Here is a 17,084-nt window from a genome sequence, read left to right as displayed (position 1 = left end):
GCAAATGTTTAGTAGTTTCCCACATATATTGTGTAAATTGCCCTAAAAGCGTTATGCTATAAATAGTAAACAACGATTGAATCAATGCAGGGAGGGGACCAATTTGAAAAAAGGAATAGTATATTATGAGGTAGGCGAGCAAATTGATTTACATTTGCTGGTCAAGTCATCAACGAAAGGCATTGCAAGCAACGGCAAACCATTTTTAACTTTGATTTTTCAAGATAAAACAGGGGAGATTGAAGCGAAGTTATGGGATGCTTCGCCGGAAGATGAAGATAACTACGGGGCTCAAAACATTGTAAGGGTTGCAGGAGAGATTATGAGTTATCGTGGAAGAAATCAGTTGAAAATCCGTCATATCCGCCCTGTACAGCCGAACGAAACTGTTCGGGTGTCAGATTTTTTAGAAACTGCCCCGATGAAAAGAGAAGAAATGATTGAGGTAATTACTCAATTCATTTTTGAGATGAAGAATTCCAATATTCAGCGAATTACCCGACAACTTTTAAATAAGTATCAGGCAGCTTTTTTAGAATATCCTGCTGCAACGAAAAATCATCATGAGTTTGTTTCTGGATTAGCTTACCATGTTGTATCAATGCTTCGTTTATCAAAAGCAATAGCCGACCTTTATCCGTCCTTGAACCGGGATTTATTATATGCGGGTATCATTTTGCATGATCTAGGAAAAGTGATGGAACTGTCTGGTCCGGTTTCTGCAAGCTATACGATTGAGGGAAACTTGCTTGGGCATATCTCCATCATGGTTAACGAAATTGGGAAAATGGCAGACGAGTTGGACATTTACGGAGAAGAGGTCATGCTTTTACAGCATTTAGTGCTCTCACACCACGGGAAAGCGGAATGGGGCAGCCCTAAACCCCCTCTTATTAAAGAGGCAGAAATGCTTCACCTAATTGATAATATTGATGCGAAGATGAATATGCTTGATCGTGCACTTGAAAGGGTGAAACCGGGGGAGTTTACGGAAAGAGTATTTGCTCTGGACAACCGTGCTTTTTATAAGCCAATCATTGACTAATAGCTTGTCATAAAAAGATCTATTGTTACATATAGTGATGGTAAATAGAGATGGAAATCAGGGGGATGTTCGATATGTTTACATTACCTTTTTGGGTCTATTTGGTTGTCATGGGAATCTTTTTTAGCGGTTTTATGGCTATTCGTACAGGACAAAAAGAACGTGAAATTGATGATGTGTATATTGAAAAAGAAGGGCAAGTTTATTTGGAACGCATCGAGCTAGAGCGGGAAAAGAAAAAGCGGATGAAAGAAAGCAGCCCTGTGTAACTTGATCATTTAGCAGGGTTAAAGTTTAGTGTGAACTTTGGAGTCATTCGCTTTCAATTTACCCTGAGAGCAATAACTCAGGAATATGAAGCATCAATCTTATTTTAACGAAGCTCATCACAAACAAAAAGGATCGGAAATTCCGATCCTTTTTGTTGTACGTTAGGAAGTATAACTACGCCTCTACCTTCGCATTTACAGGTTTGCGAATCAGCGAGTTTTCTTTATCATTTTTGAGCTTTTGGCGTTTCGAAAGCGTCTTTCAAATCCTCGTCTTTTACTTCTACTTTTGCGGCTTTAATTTCTTTTTCAACTGCTTTTTGAAGTTTTTCCGGATCAAGCTTTGAACGTTTAATTTCTTTCTCAAGCTCACCCTTCATTTCTTTGAACGGTTTTACTTCTTTTTTATCGGTTACTTTAATAATGTGGTAACCGAATGAAGACTTAACTGGTTCGCTTACTTCGCCCACTTTTAGCTTATAAGCCGCTTTTTCAAACTCAGGGACCATTTTTCCGGGTCCAAAGTATCCTAAGTCGCCGCCTTTTTGGGCAGAACCCGGGTCTTGTGAGTATTCTTTTGCAAGCTTCGCAAAGTCTTCTCCTTTATCTAATTTCGCCTTTACTTCTTTTGCTGTTTTTTCATCTTGTACTAAGATATGGCTTGCTTTAATTTCAGGTTTTTTAGCCTCATAAGCTTCTTTTAATTCTTTATCTGTAACCTTAATGTCAGCTGTTGCCGCTTTTTCGCGAAGAAGATCGATTTTTAACATACGCTTTACTTGATCTTCGCCGTTTTGCTGGATAGCGGCTTCAAATTGTTGGCCATACTGCTTTCTTAAATTTTCAAGCTCTTGTTTAACTTCTTTGTCAGATACTTTATATTTTTCGCTTAGAACTTTTTCATCTACTAGATCGCGGATTGTTTCGTCACCTAAACGTTCTTTTAATGCATTGTAAAGTTCATCTTTCGTAATATCTCCGGCTTTTGTTTCTACGACAACTTCAGAGTCGCCCCCTCCACCGTTACAAGCTGTAAGAGCAATCATACTTGCTGCTGTTGTTAATGCGATTAAGCCTTTTTTCATTGTTTAAACAACTCCTACTTTCAATTTTTACTGACAGTATGCCCATATGACAACAATTAATATATTACATTCTCTCATTTTAACGAAAAGGTCCCAAAAATGAAAGTATTTCAATAATCACATGTACGGGTGCCCGTTCCTAAGGGAATTCAGCCCTATCTAAGACATTCGCCTAGTCGCACTTTTAGACTTTTGCATATGATGGAGTATCAGTCCACAAAGGAGGTGCTCTTTATGTCTGGAGGATGCGGTTATAGCAGCTGGTTCGCGTTAATCGTTGTATTGTTCATTTTATTAATTATCGTTGGTTGTGCTTACATTTGCTAATCTCTTTTACATAGCCAGCCGATAAAAAAGCCGGCCGGCTATGTATACTTTCAGGAAAGGCGGGATGAGTGATATGTCAGGAGGATACGGCAAGAACTTTGCGTTGATTGTGGTATTGTTTATTTTGTTAATTATCATCGGCGCATGTTGGATTTGCTAATTGCGGGGGCTCGTGAAAATGGACAATCCCCAAAAAGCGATGAAGCCCGGCTTCATCGCTTTTTATAAGGTCTTATTTAAATAACACTTCAACGTAAGATGAAATAAGCAAAATCGTAATAAGAACATTAATCGTCCGAAATACTTTCGGCTGCTTTTCATCCGGAATTTCTTTTTGAATACATAATGTATTTGTTAATGTATTAATGTAAAATAAAATAAATAAAGCAAACGCTATAAAAAATGCGGTCATTCAGTACATTCCCCCAACATCGAAATAAAGGTTTCCTATCGTTCTATATCAATCTCAATGGTTGTAAAGAGAGGAGTCTAAAAATAGACGTACTTTACTATATTAACAATACCAAATATTTTGCGAAATAGATAGAAGGAAGATAAAAGGGGAATAGAAAGAGTACTTCGGATAACAAGATCAAATTCAGCTCTGGTAAACAAAGGAGAAGAATAGCTTGATGGAATCGTTAGAATCTCGATTGGCTCGCCTTGAGTTTTATATACAACTCTTGCTCGAAAGCACTGCCTTAAACTCCCAACCCTTTTATGAGCTCGTAGTTAAAAAAGAATTAACGAAGCAGGAATTCGATGACATTTTTGAAATTTGTGAAGAACTGAGCAAAAAATATGATAAGCAAAAAGCGGAAGGATTGCTGGATTATACTCCGCTGCTTATACAATTTGTGGGGATGCTCACTCCTAAGATAGCCCCGGATGAAGCCGTAGATGCACTTTCCAAACAAGGGCTATACAAAGGGTTGATGAGGGAATTTTCAGAAATTATTAAGCGGATACGAGATTAATTGGAAACAATCTCTTCTTCTAGCTCTGTTTTTTCCTCTTTTTTTACTAATTTTCCGTCTTTTTCAGTAAACTCTTGCTCGATATTGTGAAACGAGCGCTCGAAAATATCCATAAAGTCTTCACCATAGATTTTACGAATAACAGACATTAACTCTATAAAGTCGGGGAACTTACCATAAATGTCTTTTAAAGGCAGAGATCCACTAAACACAGAGTTTTGGGAAGGGTCGTAATTTTCCATTAAGTCTAGTAAAATCTGTTCTCCCTTTTCCGTCAGTTTGATGTAAGTGTTACGTTTATCGCTTTCTTTTTTGGAAAACTCCAATAACCCCCGCTCCTCTAATTTCTTCGAGAAGTTAAAGGCAGTCGATACATGCATTACACCAAACTTTGCAATTTCAGAAATGGAGGCGCCTTTTAGATGATAGGCAATCCATAAGATGTGGTGCTCGTTAATGTTCAGATCATAAGGTTTGATCCATTGCTGCCAATCTTTCTCAACAGTTTTCCACAGCGCTTTACTCATTTGAGCCATACGCTGGCTAAAAAGTAATGCTTCTTTTAAATTAAACTCTTTTTCTTCTTTATTTTTCATCTCTCCACCTACTTTAGTCTACTCAATTATTATTATCTTCTATTATGCCAATAAAATAAAAATTTATAAAGATGTAAATTTACAAAATTTTTAAATTATAAAAGAGAAGGAGGATTTTCCTTCTCTTTTGTGTTTATTATTCTTTTTAATTTTTTACATTTTGTACTTGTTGTTCGAGACTTGTTAAAGACTCCTGAATTTCATTCAGATGTGATTGAATGGCTTGCTGGTGAGGGGCCGTATTTTGTTTCCACTCTTTTACAGACTGAGTGATGTCTTGGACAACATTTTTTACTATAATATTGCTTGTTTTAGCCGCTTCTTGAATATGCTGTTTGACATCAGCCGTATGCCCTTTGAAATCTGCAATTGAGCCATTGGTCTTGCTTTTTTTATTTTCTAAACGAGAGCGAAATTCTTTGCCGGAGTAAGGTGCTGATAGAAGGACCCCCGCACCGGCTATGATTCCTCCAGTTAAAATACCTAATATCAGAGATTTTGTGCGATTCATCATTTCACTCCTCTACAGAAATCAGTACATATATGTTGTTATTTGTGCATAATGTTAACTAAAAAGGGGGATGGGGAATGGCAGGACTGGTTTTCGGCTTGTTTTCATTAAGTGTTATTTTATTGGTTGCGACGTTTGGCACTATCATGGCTGTGCAAAAAACAGCTTCTTATCCGCCCAAACATGTATTAAGGAAAAGAGCGGCCACATTTGGTTTTTCAGCAGTCATGGTGTTTTTCTTAGCCTTTATATTATATTATGTAACCTAGTATCCAAAATCTAAACCTAATATATGAATCCACATAAATAAAAAAGTCCGATAAAAATCGGACTTTTCGTTGTTATGCTGAGATTTCAGATGTGATTTTCGTGCGTTTCAACACATTAAGGACAATTGGGTACACAACAATCATCACAATGGTATTCACAACAGCCGCTGGCAAGACAACTACTTTTATAAGGGAGCTGAATTCACCTGGAAGGCCTACTAAAAAGAAAGCCGCGGATAAAAAGACAACACCTGAAACGATCGTACCGACTGCTGTTAAGACAGCTGCCGTAATCGTGGATTTCGCTACTTTTTTAACGGCCATGACTAAAGCGAAGAACACCAAAGCTGTAATCGGTTTATCAATCATATTGGCGATTTGCCCGCCAGGAAAGCTTGTCGTTAAAGCCGCCATCGCACCTGTCGTTAAAGCAACCAGTAAGACACTTTTGATATTTGGGAATAAAAGGATACCCAAAAACATCATGGTAAGCAACATATCAGGCTTCATACCGAATAAAATGGGCGGTACCACAGTGTGTAAAACTGCCCCAATTCCGACTAATAATGCTAATGAAACTAATACCTTTGTATTCACTTCTCATCTCTCCTCTTCTAAACTGAACTCTTTTTAGCTACATGTTTACCAATAGTGCACTCTTTGCCCATTGCATAAACTTGTAACAACATTATAGCAAAAATCAATCAAAATGTGAAAATTAAATTTCTGAAACAGTTACATTTGCTTGACGAAATTCCTTCATAAATGAAGCGAGCGCTTCACAGGCTTCCAACGGCACCGCATTGTAGATAGAAGCACGGCATCCGCCTACAGAACGGTGGCCTGCAAGACCCACAAACCCTTTTTCTTTCGCTTGTTGTAAGAAGGACTTTGTTAACTCTTCGTTTGGAAGGGTAAAGGTTACATTCATGATGGAACGGCTGTCTTTATCAGCATGCGGACGATAAAAATCAGGATATAATTCCATGCATTCATAAAGGAGGGAGGCCTTATGTTCATTATGCTTTTGAATGGCATCAACGCCGCCTTGTTCTTTTACCCACTCTAATACAAGTGACAGCATATAGATGCCGAATGTAGGAGGGGTATGATATAGAGAGTTGTTTTTTACATGCGTTCGGTAATCCAGCATCGTTGGCAAGTTGTCAGGAATACGGTCAAGCAGCTCTTTCTTTAAAATGACGAGCGTTACTCCCGATGGACCAAGGTTCTTTTGAGCACCTGCATAAATCAGAGAGAATTGATTGATATCGATTTTTTTGCAAAGAATATCGCTGGACATATCAGCAATTAAATCAACTCCCTCAAAGGAAGGATATTCATGCCATTGAGTACCGTAAATCGTATTGTTGGATGTGATATGCAGGTAAGCAATATCTTCCTCTGGCAAAATAATATCCGCTTGTTTAGGGATAGAGCGGTATTTTCCTTCAGACGTAGAAGCCGCTACAGCAGTTTTGCCCTCTTTTTTTGCCTCTTTTAAGGCTTTTTCAGACCATGAGCCTGTCAAAGCGTATGCAGCTGTTTGATCGGTACCTAAAAAGTTCATCGGCACCATAGAAAATTGTAAACTTGCTCCACCTTGGAGAAACAAAATTTCGTATGTATCCGGAATATCCAGCAATTCCTTCAACAAGTTTTTAGCATTTTCTAAAATTTGTTCGAAATCTTTGCTGCGGTGGGACAACTCCATGACAGACATCCCGGTACTATTGTAATTGATAAACTCTGCTTGTGCTTTTTCCAAAACCGGCAAGGGGAGAGCAGAGGGGCCGGCATTGAAATTGTAGGCTCTTTTCATGTTCCAATTCCTCCTTCAATTTTTTAACTGAAAATAATAATTATTATAGTACAATGAAATTCCAAGGTATAGTGTTAATTTTTAAAAAATTCAAAAGAGGCTATTATAGACATGCAAAGGCAGCTTGTCCACAATGGCCTCTATTCAGGTTGGATAAAAGCTAACGAATTGCTTCCGAAATAGCCGCGGCGATTGTTTGTAAATCATCAGGTGTGTATTCACTTTGGTGAGATCTCCAAACGGCACCAAATCCGTCACCTTCACCATAGCGTGGAAGAAGATGGAGGTGATAATGGAATACGGTTTGCCCTGCAGGTTCTTCATTATTGTTTAAAAGGTTCAAACCGATTGGTTCATACTGCTCCTTAATTGCATTGGCAATGCGGGGGACAGCTTCAAAAAGATGTGAAGCTATGTCGGGTGTTAGCTCATAAATATTCTTTTTATGTACTTTTGGAATGACAAGTGTATGTCCTTTCGTTACTTGACTAATGTCTAAAAAAGCTAAAACATGTTCATTTTCAAACACTTTTGCGCATGGGATTTCACCGCGGATAATTTTACAAAAAATACATTGTTCATCATGTGGGTTCATCAATTTATCATCCTTTCTATATGATGTAATTATTGGTATTTTATCACAAATTACAATATAGAAGGAAATGAGTTCAAGCAAAAGGAGGATGCAATCGAATGATGCATCCTCCCATACGAAGAAGGGGTAGATAAACATTTTCTACTTCACCTTACGTTACGTTTAGGGAACACCTCATTTGCGTGTAAATTGTTTGCTTACTTTTTGGCTAAATGTCTTTGACAAACACCTCATTTTAAGCAAAGAATTTAGTGAGTGTGACCTTTTATAAGCAATCAGCTTTATGGCCTGCGACAAACACCTCATTTACAATAAAGTAAACTATTGTTGTTCGTATTTACTCACTTTGTTCAAGAGGCACATCCCCTTTTGAAAAACGTATAGAAAGAAGTATATGGTCTATTGACAATATTGTCTTTCGTAGACACCTCATTTCAATGCTGAAAAGTGTGAATCACCACGAAATGATTATCAACATTGCTTTTTATCTTGTCCCCCTCTTCGTTAATTAGATTGCCCGAGAATCGAAAAGTTATGTAGTGAAAAATAATGAGTGAACAAGAAAACTGTCTTCAAGGAGAAGATTTGTTAAAATAAAATCAGGAGAGCATCGCCCGCTAGAACGGGATAAATTAATGAAAAAGAAGGAGAGCCCATGACGACTTTATTACAATTGCAAAGTGTAACGGGAGGCTATACGAAAAAGCCTGTTTTAAAGGATATTTCTTTTGAGGTGAAAAGCGGAGAGCTTGTCGGCCTGATTGGGCTGAACGGTGCCGGAAAAAGTACGACCATTAAGCATATTATTGGATTAATGGAAGCGAAAAGCGGAACCATTTCCATTAATGGAAAAACATTTAAAGAAAATCCCGATCGTTATCGTTCCCAGTTTACGTTTATTCCGGAAACACCTGTTTTGTATGATGAATTGACACTGAAAGAACACCTTGAACTCACTGCGATGGCTTACAATGTAGGTAAACAAACATATGAGGAACGTCTGCCAAAATTATTGAAAGAATTTAGAATGGATAAAAAACTTAAGTGGTTTCCTGCCCATTTCTCAAAAGGGATGAAGCAAAAAGTTATGATTATGTGCGCTTTTTTAGTGCAGCCTTCCCTTTATATTATCGATGAACCCTTTTTAGGGCTTGACCCTCTTGGTATCCAGTCTCTTCTAGATTTAATGAATGAGATGAAAAAGCAGGGGGCGGGCATTCTCATGTCCACTCATATTTTGGCCACAGCCGAGCGCTATTGTGACCGTTTCATTATTCTACATAATGGGGAAGTGCGGGCAAAAGGAACATTAGGTGATTTGCGGGCAGAGTTTTCGATGCCAAATGCCACCTTGGATGAAATTTATATTCAGTTAACAAAGGAAGAAGCCTATGAATAATACGAATAACCTTTGGAAGCAGCGTATTCAACAATATGCAGCCGATATGAGAAAATACTTGAAGTATATGCTAAACGATCACTTAAAAATTGTCTTGATCTTCATTCTCGGCGGGGCTGCGTACTATTATCAGTTATGGTTGAAAGGACTGTCTCCTACATTTCCTGCTGCTTTCTTAATGGCAGTCATCGTGGGACTGGTTTTAACCGCAGGAGGAGTTCGAACGTTTTTGAAGCCGGCTGATATTGTATTTTTGCTGCCGCTGGAAACGAGGATGCGCCCGTATTTTATCAAGTCTTTCTTCTTTAGCTTTGCTTATCAGGTTTACCTGTTGTTAATTGTAACGGCCGCTTTGGCACCGCTTTATGTGAAGGCGACGGGGCATCCATATGGTTCGGTTTTGAGTATATTTTTTATGTTTTTGATGATAAAGTTTGTGAACTTTTGGATGGCATGGCATATGGCTTATTTTGAAGAATCATCAGCAAAATGGATGGACTTTTTAGTGCGGTTTGTTTTAAATGGAGCATTTGCGTATCTGTTGTTCGCTGGGGCTCATCTTGCTTTCTTATTGGCGGTAGCCGCAATTATTTTTAGTCTGGCGTGCTATTATTATGTCATAACTAAGAAAAAACCGCTCAAATGGGAGCATTTAATCGATCTTGAAACGAAGCGGATGATGTTTTTTTATCGAATGGCCAATTTGTTTACAGATGTTCCAAACATAAAAGACAAAGTAAAGCGGCGCGCTTACGCAGACTGGATGCTTGCCCGAATTTCGTTTTCTCAATCCGCCTCTTACCATTTCTTATATGCTCGCACCTTTTTAAGAGCAGGAGATTATGCAGGGCTGGTTGTCCGATTGACGATTATTGGAGGAATCGTATTATTGGCTGCTCCTTTACAATATGGAAATATTGTCGTTCTTATCATCACCCTTTATTTAACGGGTTTTCAGCTTATTCCTTTATGGAAACATCATGCATACAAACTATGGGTATCTTTATATCCTGTAAAGGAAAAAGATCGGGAACAGGCATTTTTAGCTTTGTTGCAGATCATTTTAAGTGTTCAAACGATTCTTTTGACATTATTTGTGATGTTTACGGACGTGCTTACTGGTGTAGCAGCCTGCATAGCAGGGCTCATTTTCAGTCAATTGTTTGTCAAGGCATATGTTCGGTCAAGAATCAAGAAAGTATAAAAGGAATGAAACAAACGAAGCATTTATTCGTATAACTAGTAATGATTAAAGAAAAGGATGATATGCGAATGAATGCATATGAACAAAAAGTGTTTCATGAAGTAATGATCTGGAAGGGGAAAATGGATAAAAAATCCCCCTTGTTACAACGATTTACAAAGCAGCTTCAAGTGAAAATCAATGATAAAATTCCGGAAAAAGTTCATCAAGTCGTGACGGAGAGTATTAAAAAGATGGTCCAGGGAACCATCATTGGTTCCAATTTAACAACGAAAGTAAAACATACAGAACATTTGTCATTGGAGCAAAAAGACCAGCTTGTGCTGAAAACGATTGAGCAATATAAAAAGACAGCCGCAGTAGAAGGAGCAGGGACGGGAGCGGGAGGGTTCTTATGGGGGTTAGCTGATTTTCCGCTCTTATTGTCCATTAAAATGAAGTGTTTATTTGACATTGCCTCCATTTATGGTTTTGATATTAAAAAACTGGAAGAGCGTATCTATCTTTTATATATTTTTCACTTGGCTTTTTGCAGTGATGAGCTGCGGCCGGTTATCTTGGAGCAATTGGAAAAATGGGATGAACAACAGGAAGCAACAGAAGTGAACTGGCGAACTTTCCAACAAGAATATCGCGACTATATTGACTTTGTAAAAATGCTGCAGCTTATGCCGGGGATCGGGGCAGTGGTCGGTGCTGTCGCCAATTATCGACTGCTCGACCATCTCGGTGAAACTGCCATGAATGTCTATCGACTTCGCTTATTGAAAGAGCAATAAAAAATCGGAGGATCTAAATGACCCTCCGATTTTTATTAATGGTCAGCGGTTATTTCTTGGTCAACTCGCTTATTGTTCTCTAAATAAGTCAAGGCAGCTGAGCAAAGGACTTTTGCTGCAATCAGCATCGCTTTTTCATCAAAATCAAACCGCGGATGATGGTGCGGGTAAGGCTTCTTCACATCAGAAGCTTTAGCTCCAGTGAAGAAAAAGGCCCCCTTTGCATGTTGAAGATAGTAAGCGAAATCCTCTCCGCCCATATGGGGTTCCGTTTCCTCAATTTTAGTGACATCATCTATGTTTTGAGCTACACTGATTAAAAGCTCCGTCTCCTCTTTGTGATTGACAACAGCCGGATAGCCGTGTGTATAGACGTATTCATAATCGACATCTGCAGTGAGGCATGTCCCTTTGACAATACGTTCAATTTCATGCTCAATCTGGTCTCTTACCTCTTCATTAAAGGTACGAACAGTCCCCACAAGCTGTGCGCTGTCAGCGATGACATTAAAAGCATTTTCTGCCACAAACGATCCTACAGTGACAACGGCTGAATCGATTGGATTGACGCGGCGGCTGACGATTTGCTGTAAGTTCATCACAAGCTGCGAAGCAATGACGATGGAGTCTTTCGTTTTATGGGGCTGGGCTCCATGTCCGCCGGAGCCTTTAATGGTGATTTCGAAGCGATCGGCAGCGGCCATGATTGGGCCGACCCGGTATTGAATCACGCCGGTAGGCTCTGTTGCCCATAAATGTGTTCCAAAAATCACATCCACTCCTTCAAGACACCCATCTTCGATCATGCTTTTTGCGCCGCCGGGGGCATATTCTTCTGCGTGTTGATGGATCAGTACAATGTTGCCGTGAAGATGTTCCCTCATTTCATGGAAAGTTTCTGCAAGTGCTAAAAGTATCGAGGTATGCCCATCATGTCCGCATGCATGCATGACACCGGGAACGGTTGATTTATAAGGAACTTCCTTCTCGTCTTGAATTGGAAGAGCATCAAAATCGGCACGCAGCGCTACCGTTTTTCCCGGTTTGCCCCCTTCGATAAAAGCGACTAAGCCGTTTCCGCCAACATTGGCCCGCACTTTGATTCCGAGTTTTTCATAAAAAGAACGGATGTACGCAGCGGTTTGGTACTCTTTAAAGGAAAGTTCCGGATATTGATGGAGATAGCGTCTTGTTTCCACCATCTGATCATATTTTTGTTCAAGGGCTTTCAAAAAAGGGGAGAGCATTTCATAAACCTCCTTGTAATATGGGTTTGAAAATGTAAATAAAGTGAACTTTGGGCATTGTTTCTAAAATTTAGACATTTCTTATAATTATAACATTGGGGAAGATTTTTTCATAAAGAAAAATGTGGATTGTTCATCTTAATGGATGCCGGTGTTAGAGGTGGTATGACCGTTAGCTTCAAAGCCGGCTATTGTAGGAATCTCAACTTTAACCATGCCGATGCTCATAATTGGAATCAGCCGAATTGCTTTGCGGGAACATTATGTAACAGATGTTCTTACACTAACACCAAAGAAGCCCCGTGTTTTTAATTACGGGGCTTCTTTGGTTGGTTACCCATGCATTTTAACTAAGAATATACAGGTTATTCTGCGGCTTTAGTTGGATGTCCTTGATCTCTAGTTGGAAGATTGACACCAATCTCAGCTAACTGAGTTTTCATTTGATCCATAATGGCTTGGGCTTTTTGTTTTGTAGCGTCATCCAGCTTTGCGAACATGTCTTTTCTTTCACCTTTAGCGGGAAAATCGACACCAAGCTCACCTAATTCAGTTTTTGTTTGATCCATGATTGCTTGAACCTTTTGTTTCGTTGCTTCATCCAAGTTTTGCGACCATTTCCCTTTCACCGTTTGTTCTACGATTGATGTGGAGCTTGCATTAATAGATTATTGTCCTTCCCGGAAGGCTTTTGAGTCAGCTCCCCCTAAAATGTATTTTTCTGTAAAGTTTGGAGGTAGAGATGAATCCTGAATTTTATGAAACCTAATCTCGTTGAAAATGTCTCTGACTTACATAAGAAACATAGCGACAATGGTTGTAACCACTAAACCGATTGTGACAGGAATCAAGTTTCGGCGTGCGAGTTCGAATGGATCGACACCGCAAATGGCAGCTGCAGGAATGAGTGCCCACGGAACAAGCGTACCTCCACCCGCAAAAGACATAAATCTATTTCACTGATACAATTACAATCTCCCTGGCTTTACCTGTTCCTCTTTTATATTCATCCTTAGTATCAATAACAATCTGAGAAAAGATTGTAGTTAGCATTTGTTTTCGTTCATGATCATTTGCATGAGTCCACAATGATTCAATATTTTCTACTATGAATTGGATTTCTTTATTGTTTTGTTTAGTACTTTGTTTTACAGCTTTTAATTCACGGCTGATTTCTTTTTCTCTCTCTCGGAGGCTTGTGGTTTTAGAAATTAATTCATCAATATCAATGATGTCATTTTCATACATGGCTTTTTGTTTTTTTAAAAGCTTATCAATACTTTTTAATTCACTTTCTAATCCAGATACTTTTTCACTTGGATAATCGGAAACATTTGTAGATCCAATTATGCTTCCTACAAGTTCATCAAATAAACGAAAAACAGTTTTTGTCAAGTTTTCTTCCAGAATAATATGACTGGAGCAGTTCTTTCCTGCTTTCTTCCCTGAACATCTGTATGTCTTTTTACCGGCACTCTTATGGCCTGACATAGAATGTCCACACCGTGCGCATTTTAAAATGGACGAAAAGTAATAATTACTTGTTTCACGTTTCCCTCCATGGATCCTTCGTTTATCTAGGATATCCTGCAGCCTCCAAAATTCTTCTCTCGAGATGATCCGCTCATGATGTCCCTCATATAAATTTTGTTCCCTTGGAGGCTTTTTATAATCCTTTAGGCTTTCATTAAACGTTAAATAGCCGGCATATATAGGGTTATTTGCAATATCTCTGACAGAATCGACATGCCAGTCCCCACCTTTTCTTGTGGAATAGCCCTGATTGGTCAGTTGCTTTGCTATCGTATAAAAACCGAGTGTTTTGGCTAAATCAAAAACCGTTTTAACAACATTAACTTCATCCTCATTGATCACTAAGTTTTTATCAACAACTTTATAACCGTAGGGGGGAGTGCCGCCTTTCCATTTTCCTAGTTTTGTTTTCTTTTCCATTCCCAATCTAACACGCTCTGCAAGATTTTCTCTTTCCCATTGTGCAATTGCTGCCACCAGTGTAATAAATAACCTGCCCATTGCGTTGGTCGTATCGTAAACTTCCGTAGCGCTTTTAAACATGCAATTATTTTCATCTAGAACTTTTAATATTTCATATAAATCAACAACTGATCTGGTTAACCTGTCTAAACGATATACTAATAAGATATCTGTATTGCCTTGTTTCATTCTGTCTATCATTTTTTCAAATTGTGGACGGTTTAGGTCTTTCGCAGAATAACCTTCATCAATAAATTTTTCTGTTAACTCCCATCCTTGGGAGATGCAGTAGGCTTCTAATTTTTCAAGTTGAGCAGCAATAGAATAGCCATGTTTTGCTTGTTCGTCTGTCGATACCCTGACATAAACAATGCATTTCATAATAAAAACTCCTTCAGAACATCTTTACATTCCAAACCTTTTTTCATGGAATATATTTAGGGGATTAAGATGAATCATGATATTACCGAAATAAATATAATCCCCATATTTCTCAACATACCGATCTAATGCTTCTTGCAAAAAATCTTCTGTCACATTTAAAAATTCAGCAACTTCAAAACGATTAGTGCAGCCATGATGATAGGCATCAATAAAGCACTCTGGGGGAAGGAGTTCATTGTGAGCCCATTGCCTTGCGACTTTTTCTTGTTTTACATTATTCACGTTGCTTTGATCGAGAATATTACCTACGGTTTTAAAATGATGTCCTATTTCTTCTGCGAGAATACAACCCTTTTCAACTGTGTCTAAACGTTTTTCTATAATGATTTTTCCGTTTCTATATAGACCTTTAAATCCGTATTGAAGATTTTTTTCTTTAACGGGTATATGTGAATACTTTGTTAGTAAAGCCTCGTAATGCAACGTATATCACCCCATCAATCTTCATCTTGAAAGATAAAATCAATATATTTAATTATGTTTTTCATTTTTTCATCGGTAATATTTTTCTCGTCTAAATGAGCTGCAATCGTTTCGATGGCTTTACTATTCTTACTTACTGATTTTTTATCAGATTCTTCAAGTCCCATGATGTATTCTGGTGAAGCATCGAAAAAATCAGCAAATATACGAACCATGTTCATTTTAGGTTCAGCCTCATCATTTTCATATCTTGAAATCATACTTTTACTAATTTTCATATTATACTTTTCATTTATTTGCTTTACCAACTGATCAATACTAAGTTTTTTAGAAGTCCTCAAATTTTTTAAGATAGAACCGAATGAGTACATTAACTTATTTCGCTCCCTGAATGTTATTTATATCTAATATAATATCTTGTTAGTTCCTTTCATGCAACAAAAACAAGAAAAAATGTTCCTTTAAAGGAATAACTTTTATTGACATCTAAACTTCGTTACCATATACTAAATTTGTTCCTATTTAGGAACTCTAAAAGCGAGGTGAAAAAATGGCTAACATTAATGAACATACGTCCCGCAGACACCACCCTTATAGAAAAATTAAAGCTTTCTTGGTTGAAAACAGCATATCTCAAAAGGAATTGGGGGAATTGCTAAAAAAAAGCCAAAGTGCCGTTAATCAAAAATTGAATGGTACCGGTGGTGATTTCTCATTGCAAGAGGCGAGATTAATGGCAGAACACTTAGGGATACCAAGTGCCTATTTTTTTGAGATTGATGTTCCTAAATAGGAACGAAGATTTCGGAAAAAGATATATTGTCCTACCGGCCCAAGCGCATATGTTGTATTGAGGTGAGAATACATGAATCTTACTGAGTTTGAATTAACAGAAGAAAAGGTTCTGAAGTTAAAGCCAATTATTGAAAAAATCTTATCAAGGAAGCATGGAAAGGAAATAAAGTTTGCAGATTTAAGCATAGGAAACATTACAGTAGAGGTTAAAAAGGAAGCAACTTCAAAAGCGTAAAACGACATGTTCGTTAAGCGCACTTTTTTTGACAAAGATTGCGAAAAATGCTGAGGAACCAAGTCGAAAAAGCGGAAAGGATGGAGAAAAGTGAAGCAACGTTTATTTTTCAACATGGCAGAGCGCGGCATCGTCTTAACAGCCATGAAGAGCTATATACAAAACGTAGAGAGCCCGCAAAAACCCTTGTTTGAAATGACATTTAAAAAAATACAAAAGGCTCACTTTCCAACTTTGGATGGAATGGAAATGATTTGTGTAGTAACAGCCCTAACGTGGCGGTCTAGGGTGTTCATGGAGATGGGAAAACGCGCTGAACAATTACTCTACTTGGATTTCTCTAATCAAATAGATGATATTCGACAAGAGTTTCAATACAGAAATGCTCCAGAGATTATAAAGGCTGCCAGGACGGCAGCCGTGTCCTAAATCACTTTAAGGAGGTGAGAAAGAAAGTTGAATCGGCAAGAAAGAAAGGCCGTTCGTTTAGAAATTATCAGCATTTTGGATAAAGAGTGTAAATCGTGTTCGAAAGCCAGGAAGTTCAGCAGAAGCAACAATCCATATTGCTATACGAAATGTCAGGTGGGGCAAAGATTGTTGGAATTATCTAGATCCTTAAAAAGACAAGAAGAGGTTGTAAAGGTTGAGAGTGAAGCAAAAAGACCGGTTGGTGGACAAGAAGGTGGTGTCAATCGGAGATGGACAGATAAGGAGGTGAGATTTTTAATCGAAAACAAAGGTCGTATGTCATTGGCTAAAATGGCCAGTAAGCTTAAAAGAAGCCCGAAATCAGTTGGGGGTAAAATCTATGCTTTGCAGCAAAAAGGAATGTTGGTGAATAAAAATGTCGATTGAGAATCAAATGGTTGAGAAAAATGGCTATGGCATTCAGGATCCGCAAGAAGAGGATAGACATGAAGGTATCGATGCATGCGGAGATGAGATTTTGAAAGGCGATTACATTTTAGAAATTAACGGTGAAGTCATTCTTGAAAGCAATGCAATTGACTATCTAGTGGATGTTTTAAGTGCCATTAGAAAGGTGGCCGGCGAAGAATGAATGA

At 38.3% G+C, this 17,084-nt stretch carries 26 protein-coding genes and 1 pseudogene; 14 read left to right on the top strand and 13 right to left on the bottom strand.

The features are described 5' to 3' along the window. The first annotated feature begins 103 nt into the window (after window positions 1-103). Together yhaM and ACFOU2_RS09885 are read left to right on the top strand one after the other, a co-directional pair. A complete protein-coding gene (gene yhaM / locus ACFOU2_RS09890; protein WP_377914652.1) occupies window positions 104-1,045 on the top strand; it encodes a 3'-5' exoribonuclease YhaM in 942 nt (313 codons plus the stop codon). A 74-nt stretch (window positions 1,046-1,119) separates the two neighbouring features. Next, the gene (locus ACFOU2_RS09885) at window positions 1,120-1,314 is read left to right on the top strand and encodes a sporulation YhaL family protein (protein ID WP_377914650.1); all 195 of its coding nucleotides are present in this window, start codon (window positions 1,120-1,122) and stop codon (window positions 1,312-1,314) included. A gap of 227 nt (window positions 1,315-1,541) precedes the next feature. Here ACFOU2_RS09885 and ACFOU2_RS09880 read toward each other — a convergent pair whose 3' ends face one another. Next, window positions 1,542-2,399, bottom strand: a complete 858-nt coding sequence (locus ACFOU2_RS09880) for a peptidylprolyl isomerase (RefSeq protein WP_377914648.1) — start codon at window positions 2,397-2,399, stop codon at window positions 1,542-1,544. Window positions 2,400-2,633: 234 nt separating this feature from the next. Here ACFOU2_RS09880 and ACFOU2_RS09875 point away from each other — a divergent pair, with 234 nt between their 5' ends. Next, entirely contained in the window at window positions 2,634-2,726 is a 93-nt protein-coding gene (locus ACFOU2_RS09875) for a YjcZ family sporulation protein (RefSeq protein WP_377914646.1), read from the top strand. Window positions 2,727-2,790: 64 nt separating this feature from the next. After that, window positions 2,791-2,886 carry a YjcZ family sporulation protein gene (locus ACFOU2_RS09870; RefSeq protein ID WP_377914644.1) on the top strand — a complete coding sequence of 32 codons (96 nt, stop codon included), beginning with the start codon at window positions 2,791-2,793 and terminating at the stop codon, window positions 2,884-2,886. 72 nt (window positions 2,887-2,958) lie between these two features. On the opposite strand, the gene ACFOU2_RS09865 is transcribed toward ACFOU2_RS09870, so the two are convergent. Continuing rightward, the gene (locus ACFOU2_RS09865) at window positions 2,959-3,138 is read right to left on the bottom strand and encodes a hypothetical protein (RefSeq protein ID WP_377914642.1); all 180 of its coding nucleotides are present in this window, start codon (window positions 3,136-3,138) and stop codon (window positions 2,959-2,961) included. Window positions 3,139-3,358: 220 nt separating this feature from the next. Here ACFOU2_RS09865 and ACFOU2_RS09860 point away from each other — a divergent pair, with 220 nt between their 5' ends. Continuing rightward, window positions 3,359-3,703, top strand: coding sequence for a DUF1878 family protein (locus tag ACFOU2_RS09860; RefSeq protein ID WP_377914892.1), 345 nt, complete (start codon window positions 3,359-3,361; stop codon window positions 3,701-3,703). Here the strand turns inward: ACFOU2_RS09860 and ACFOU2_RS09855 are convergent. Beyond that, the gene (locus ACFOU2_RS09855) at window positions 3,700-4,299 is read right to left on the bottom strand and encodes an HTH-type transcriptional regulator Hpr (protein ID WP_377914640.1); all 600 of its coding nucleotides are present in this window, start codon (window positions 4,297-4,299) and stop codon (window positions 3,700-3,702) included. The two genes, ACFOU2_RS09860 and ACFOU2_RS09855, sit on opposite strands and share 4 nt — an antisense overlap. 145 nt (window positions 4,300-4,444) lie before the next feature. After that, window positions 4,445-4,810, bottom strand: coding sequence for a YtxH domain-containing protein (locus ACFOU2_RS09850; protein WP_377914637.1), 366 nt, complete (start codon window positions 4,808-4,810; stop codon window positions 4,445-4,447). Window positions 4,811-4,887: 77 nt separating this feature from the next. On the opposite strand from ACFOU2_RS09850, the gene ACFOU2_RS09845 reads away from it, so the two are divergent. Further along, window positions 4,888-5,079 (top strand): hypothetical protein, encoded by a 192-nt coding sequence (locus ACFOU2_RS09845; protein WP_377914635.1) that lies wholly within the window; start codon window positions 4,888-4,890, stop codon window positions 5,077-5,079. Window positions 5,080-5,151: 72 nt separating this feature from the next. On the opposite strand, the gene ACFOU2_RS09840 is transcribed toward ACFOU2_RS09845, so the two are convergent. The 3 genes from ACFOU2_RS09840 to ACFOU2_RS09830 all read right to left on the bottom strand — a co-directional run bounded on the left by ACFOU2_RS09840 (window position 5,152) and on the right by ACFOU2_RS09830 (window position 7,496). Then, window positions 5,152-5,676, bottom strand: coding sequence for a tryptophan transporter (locus ACFOU2_RS09840; protein WP_377914633.1), 525 nt, complete (start codon window positions 5,674-5,676; stop codon window positions 5,152-5,154). Between the two features lie 121 nt (window positions 5,677-5,797). Then, window positions 5,798-6,901 carry a 3-phosphoserine/phosphohydroxythreonine transaminase gene (gene serC, locus ACFOU2_RS09835; protein WP_377914631.1) on the bottom strand — a complete coding sequence of 368 codons (1,104 nt, stop codon included), beginning with the start codon at window positions 6,899-6,901 and terminating at the stop codon, window positions 5,798-5,800. Between the two features lie 160 nt (window positions 6,902-7,061). Further along, on the bottom strand, window positions 7,062-7,496 hold the full coding sequence (locus ACFOU2_RS09830; RefSeq protein ID WP_377914629.1) for an HIT family protein: 435 nt from the start codon (window positions 7,494-7,496) through the stop codon (window positions 7,062-7,064). A 655-nt stretch (window positions 7,497-8,151) separates the two neighbouring features. On the opposite strand from ACFOU2_RS09830, the gene ACFOU2_RS09825 reads away from it, so the two are divergent. The 3 genes from ACFOU2_RS09825 (at window position 8,152) to ACFOU2_RS09815 (ending at window position 10,878) form a co-directional block, all read left to right on the top strand. Further along, on the top strand, window positions 8,152-8,895 hold the full coding sequence (locus ACFOU2_RS09825) for an ABC transporter ATP-binding protein (RefSeq protein ID WP_377914627.1): 744 nt from the start codon (window positions 8,152-8,154) through the stop codon (window positions 8,893-8,895). Then, window positions 8,888-10,099 carry an ABC transporter permease gene (locus ACFOU2_RS09820; protein ID WP_377914625.1) on the top strand — a complete coding sequence of 404 codons (1,212 nt, stop codon included), beginning with the start codon at window positions 8,888-8,890 and terminating at the stop codon, window positions 10,097-10,099. The genes ACFOU2_RS09825 and ACFOU2_RS09820 overlap by 8 nt, the downstream gene beginning before the upstream one ends. Before the next feature lie 68 nt (window positions 10,100-10,167). Further along, on the top strand, window positions 10,168-10,878 hold the full coding sequence (locus tag ACFOU2_RS09815; protein WP_377914623.1) for an EcsC family protein: 711 nt from the start codon (window positions 10,168-10,170) through the stop codon (window positions 10,876-10,878). Window positions 10,879-10,913: 35 nt separating this feature from the next. Here ACFOU2_RS09815 and ACFOU2_RS09810 read toward each other — a convergent pair whose 3' ends face one another. From ACFOU2_RS09810 to ACFOU2_RS09785, 6 genes and pseudogenes are all read right to left on the bottom strand, one after another. Further along, a complete protein-coding gene (locus ACFOU2_RS09810) occupies window positions 10,914-12,125 on the bottom strand; it encodes a M20 family metallopeptidase (protein ID WP_377914621.1) in 1,212 nt (403 codons plus the stop codon). A 365-nt stretch (window positions 12,126-12,490) separates the two neighbouring features. Then, complete coding sequence (locus ACFOU2_RS09805; RefSeq protein ID WP_377914619.1) at window positions 12,491-12,730, bottom strand: hypothetical protein; 240 nt, start codon at window positions 12,728-12,730, stop codon at window positions 12,491-12,493. A 186-nt stretch (window positions 12,731-12,916) separates the two neighbouring features. Next, a pseudogene (locus ACFOU2_RS09800) lies at window positions 12,917-13,066 on the bottom strand (hypothetical protein); the annotation flags it as partial. Between the two features lie 10 nt (window positions 13,067-13,076). After that, complete coding sequence (locus ACFOU2_RS09795) at window positions 13,077-14,501, bottom strand: recombinase family protein (RefSeq protein WP_377914617.1); 1,425 nt, start codon at window positions 14,499-14,501, stop codon at window positions 13,077-13,079. A 24-nt stretch (window positions 14,502-14,525) separates the two neighbouring features. Continuing rightward, window positions 14,526-14,987, bottom strand: a complete 462-nt coding sequence (locus ACFOU2_RS09790) for an ImmA/IrrE family metallo-endopeptidase (RefSeq protein WP_377914615.1) — start codon at window positions 14,985-14,987, stop codon at window positions 14,526-14,528. A gap of 14 nt (window positions 14,988-15,001) precedes the next feature. Continuing rightward, the gene (locus ACFOU2_RS09785) at window positions 15,002-15,358 is read right to left on the bottom strand and encodes a helix-turn-helix domain-containing protein (RefSeq protein WP_377914613.1); all 357 of its coding nucleotides are present in this window, start codon (window positions 15,356-15,358) and stop codon (window positions 15,002-15,004) included. A gap of 179 nt (window positions 15,359-15,537) precedes the next feature. Here ACFOU2_RS09785 and ACFOU2_RS09780 point away from each other — a divergent pair, with 179 nt between their 5' ends. The 5 genes from ACFOU2_RS09780 (at window position 15,538) to ACFOU2_RS09760 (ending at window position 17,080) form a co-directional block, all read left to right on the top strand. Next, window positions 15,538-15,780 (top strand): helix-turn-helix domain-containing protein, encoded by a 243-nt coding sequence (locus tag ACFOU2_RS09780; RefSeq protein WP_377914611.1) that lies wholly within the window; start codon window positions 15,538-15,540, stop codon window positions 15,778-15,780. Between the two features lie 72 nt (window positions 15,781-15,852). Beyond that, window positions 15,853-16,017, top strand: coding sequence for a hypothetical protein (locus ACFOU2_RS09775; protein WP_377914609.1), 165 nt, complete (start codon window positions 15,853-15,855; stop codon window positions 16,015-16,017). 90 nt (window positions 16,018-16,107) lie between these two features. Next, entirely contained in the window at window positions 16,108-16,446 is a 339-nt protein-coding gene (locus ACFOU2_RS09770; protein WP_377914607.1) for a hypothetical protein, read from the top strand. A gap of 27 nt (window positions 16,447-16,473) precedes the next feature. Beyond that, window positions 16,474-16,875, top strand: coding sequence for a hypothetical protein (locus tag ACFOU2_RS09765; RefSeq protein WP_377914605.1), 402 nt, complete (start codon window positions 16,474-16,476; stop codon window positions 16,873-16,875). Continuing rightward, a complete protein-coding gene (locus ACFOU2_RS09760; protein WP_377914603.1) occupies window positions 16,865-17,080 on the top strand; it encodes a YqaI family protein in 216 nt (71 codons plus the stop codon). The genes ACFOU2_RS09765 and ACFOU2_RS09760 overlap by 11 nt, the downstream gene beginning before the upstream one ends. Window positions 17,081-17,084: the final 4 nt, after the last annotated feature.

Origin of the sequence: Bacillus songklensis, assembly GCF_042649685.1 — a bacterium.
Taxonomy (GTDB): domain Bacteria; phylum Bacillota; class Bacilli; order Bacillales; family Bacillaceae_H; genus Bacillus_BA; species Bacillus_BA songklensis.
The sequence above is the reverse complement of the archived record's forward strand: the minus strand, read 5'-3'. Positions and strand labels throughout refer to the sequence as shown.

Bases quoted from the DNA above. Each gene is read 5' to 3' on its own strand.
- ACFOU2_RS09815 (WP_377914623.1), top strand. From the start codon at position 10,168: ATGAATGCATATGAACAAAAAGTGTTTCATGAAGTAATGATCTGGAAG.
- ACFOU2_RS09845 (WP_377914635.1), top strand. From the start codon at position 4,888: ATGGCAGGACTGGTTTTCGGCTTGTTTTCATTAAGTGTTATTTTATTG.
- ACFOU2_RS09810 (WP_377914621.1), bottom strand. From the start codon at position 12,125: ATGCTCTCCCCTTTTTTGAAAGCCCTTGAACAAAAATATGATCAGATG.
- ACFOU2_RS09825 (WP_377914627.1), top strand. From the start codon at position 8,152: ATGACGACTTTATTACAATTGCAAAGTGTAACGGGAGGCTATACGAAA.
- ACFOU2_RS09855 (WP_377914640.1), bottom strand. From the start codon at position 4,299: ATGAAAAATAAAGAAGAAAAAGAGTTTAATTTAAAAGAAGCATTACTT.
- ACFOU2_RS09870 (WP_377914644.1), top strand. From the start codon at position 2,791: ATGAGTGATATGTCAGGAGGATACGGCAAGAACTTTGCGTTGATTGTG.
- ACFOU2_RS09880 (WP_377914648.1), bottom strand. From the start codon at position 2,399: ATGAAAAAAGGCTTAATCGCATTAACAACAGCAGCAAGTATGATTGCT.
- serC (WP_377914631.1), bottom strand. From the start codon at position 6,901: ATGAAAAGAGCCTACAATTTCAATGCCGGCCCCTCTGCTCTCCCCTTG.
- ACFOU2_RS09785 (WP_377914613.1), bottom strand. From the start codon at position 15,358: ATGTACTCATTCGGTTCTATCTTAAAAAATTTGAGGACTTCTAAAAAA.
- ACFOU2_RS09885 (WP_377914650.1), top strand. From the start codon at position 1,120: ATGTTTACATTACCTTTTTGGGTCTATTTGGTTGTCATGGGAATCTTT.
- ACFOU2_RS09780 (WP_377914611.1), top strand. From the start codon at position 15,538: ATGGCTAACATTAATGAACATACGTCCCGCAGACACCACCCTTATAGA.
- ACFOU2_RS09830 (WP_377914629.1), bottom strand. From the start codon at position 7,496: ATGAACCCACATGATGAACAATGTATTTTTTGTAAAATTATCCGCGGT.
- ACFOU2_RS09775 (WP_377914609.1), top strand. From the start codon at position 15,853: ATGAATCTTACTGAGTTTGAATTAACAGAAGAAAAGGTTCTGAAGTTA.
- ACFOU2_RS09850 (WP_377914637.1), bottom strand. From the start codon at position 4,810: ATGAATCGCACAAAATCTCTGATATTAGGTATTTTAACTGGAGGAATC.
- ACFOU2_RS09760 (WP_377914603.1), top strand. From the start codon at position 16,865: ATGTCGATTGAGAATCAAATGGTTGAGAAAAATGGCTATGGCATTCAG.
- ACFOU2_RS09820 (WP_377914625.1), top strand. From the start codon at position 8,888: ATGAATAATACGAATAACCTTTGGAAGCAGCGTATTCAACAATATGCA.
- ACFOU2_RS09795 (WP_377914617.1), bottom strand. From the start codon at position 14,501: ATGAAATGCATTGTTTATGTCAGGGTATCGACAGACGAACAAGCAAAA.
- ACFOU2_RS09865 (WP_377914642.1), bottom strand. From the start codon at position 3,138: ATGACCGCATTTTTTATAGCGTTTGCTTTATTTATTTTATTTTACATT.
- ACFOU2_RS09875 (WP_377914646.1), top strand. From the start codon at position 2,634: ATGTCTGGAGGATGCGGTTATAGCAGCTGGTTCGCGTTAATCGTTGTA.
- ACFOU2_RS09860 (WP_377914892.1), top strand. From the start codon at position 3,359: ATGGAATCGTTAGAATCTCGATTGGCTCGCCTTGAGTTTTATATACAA.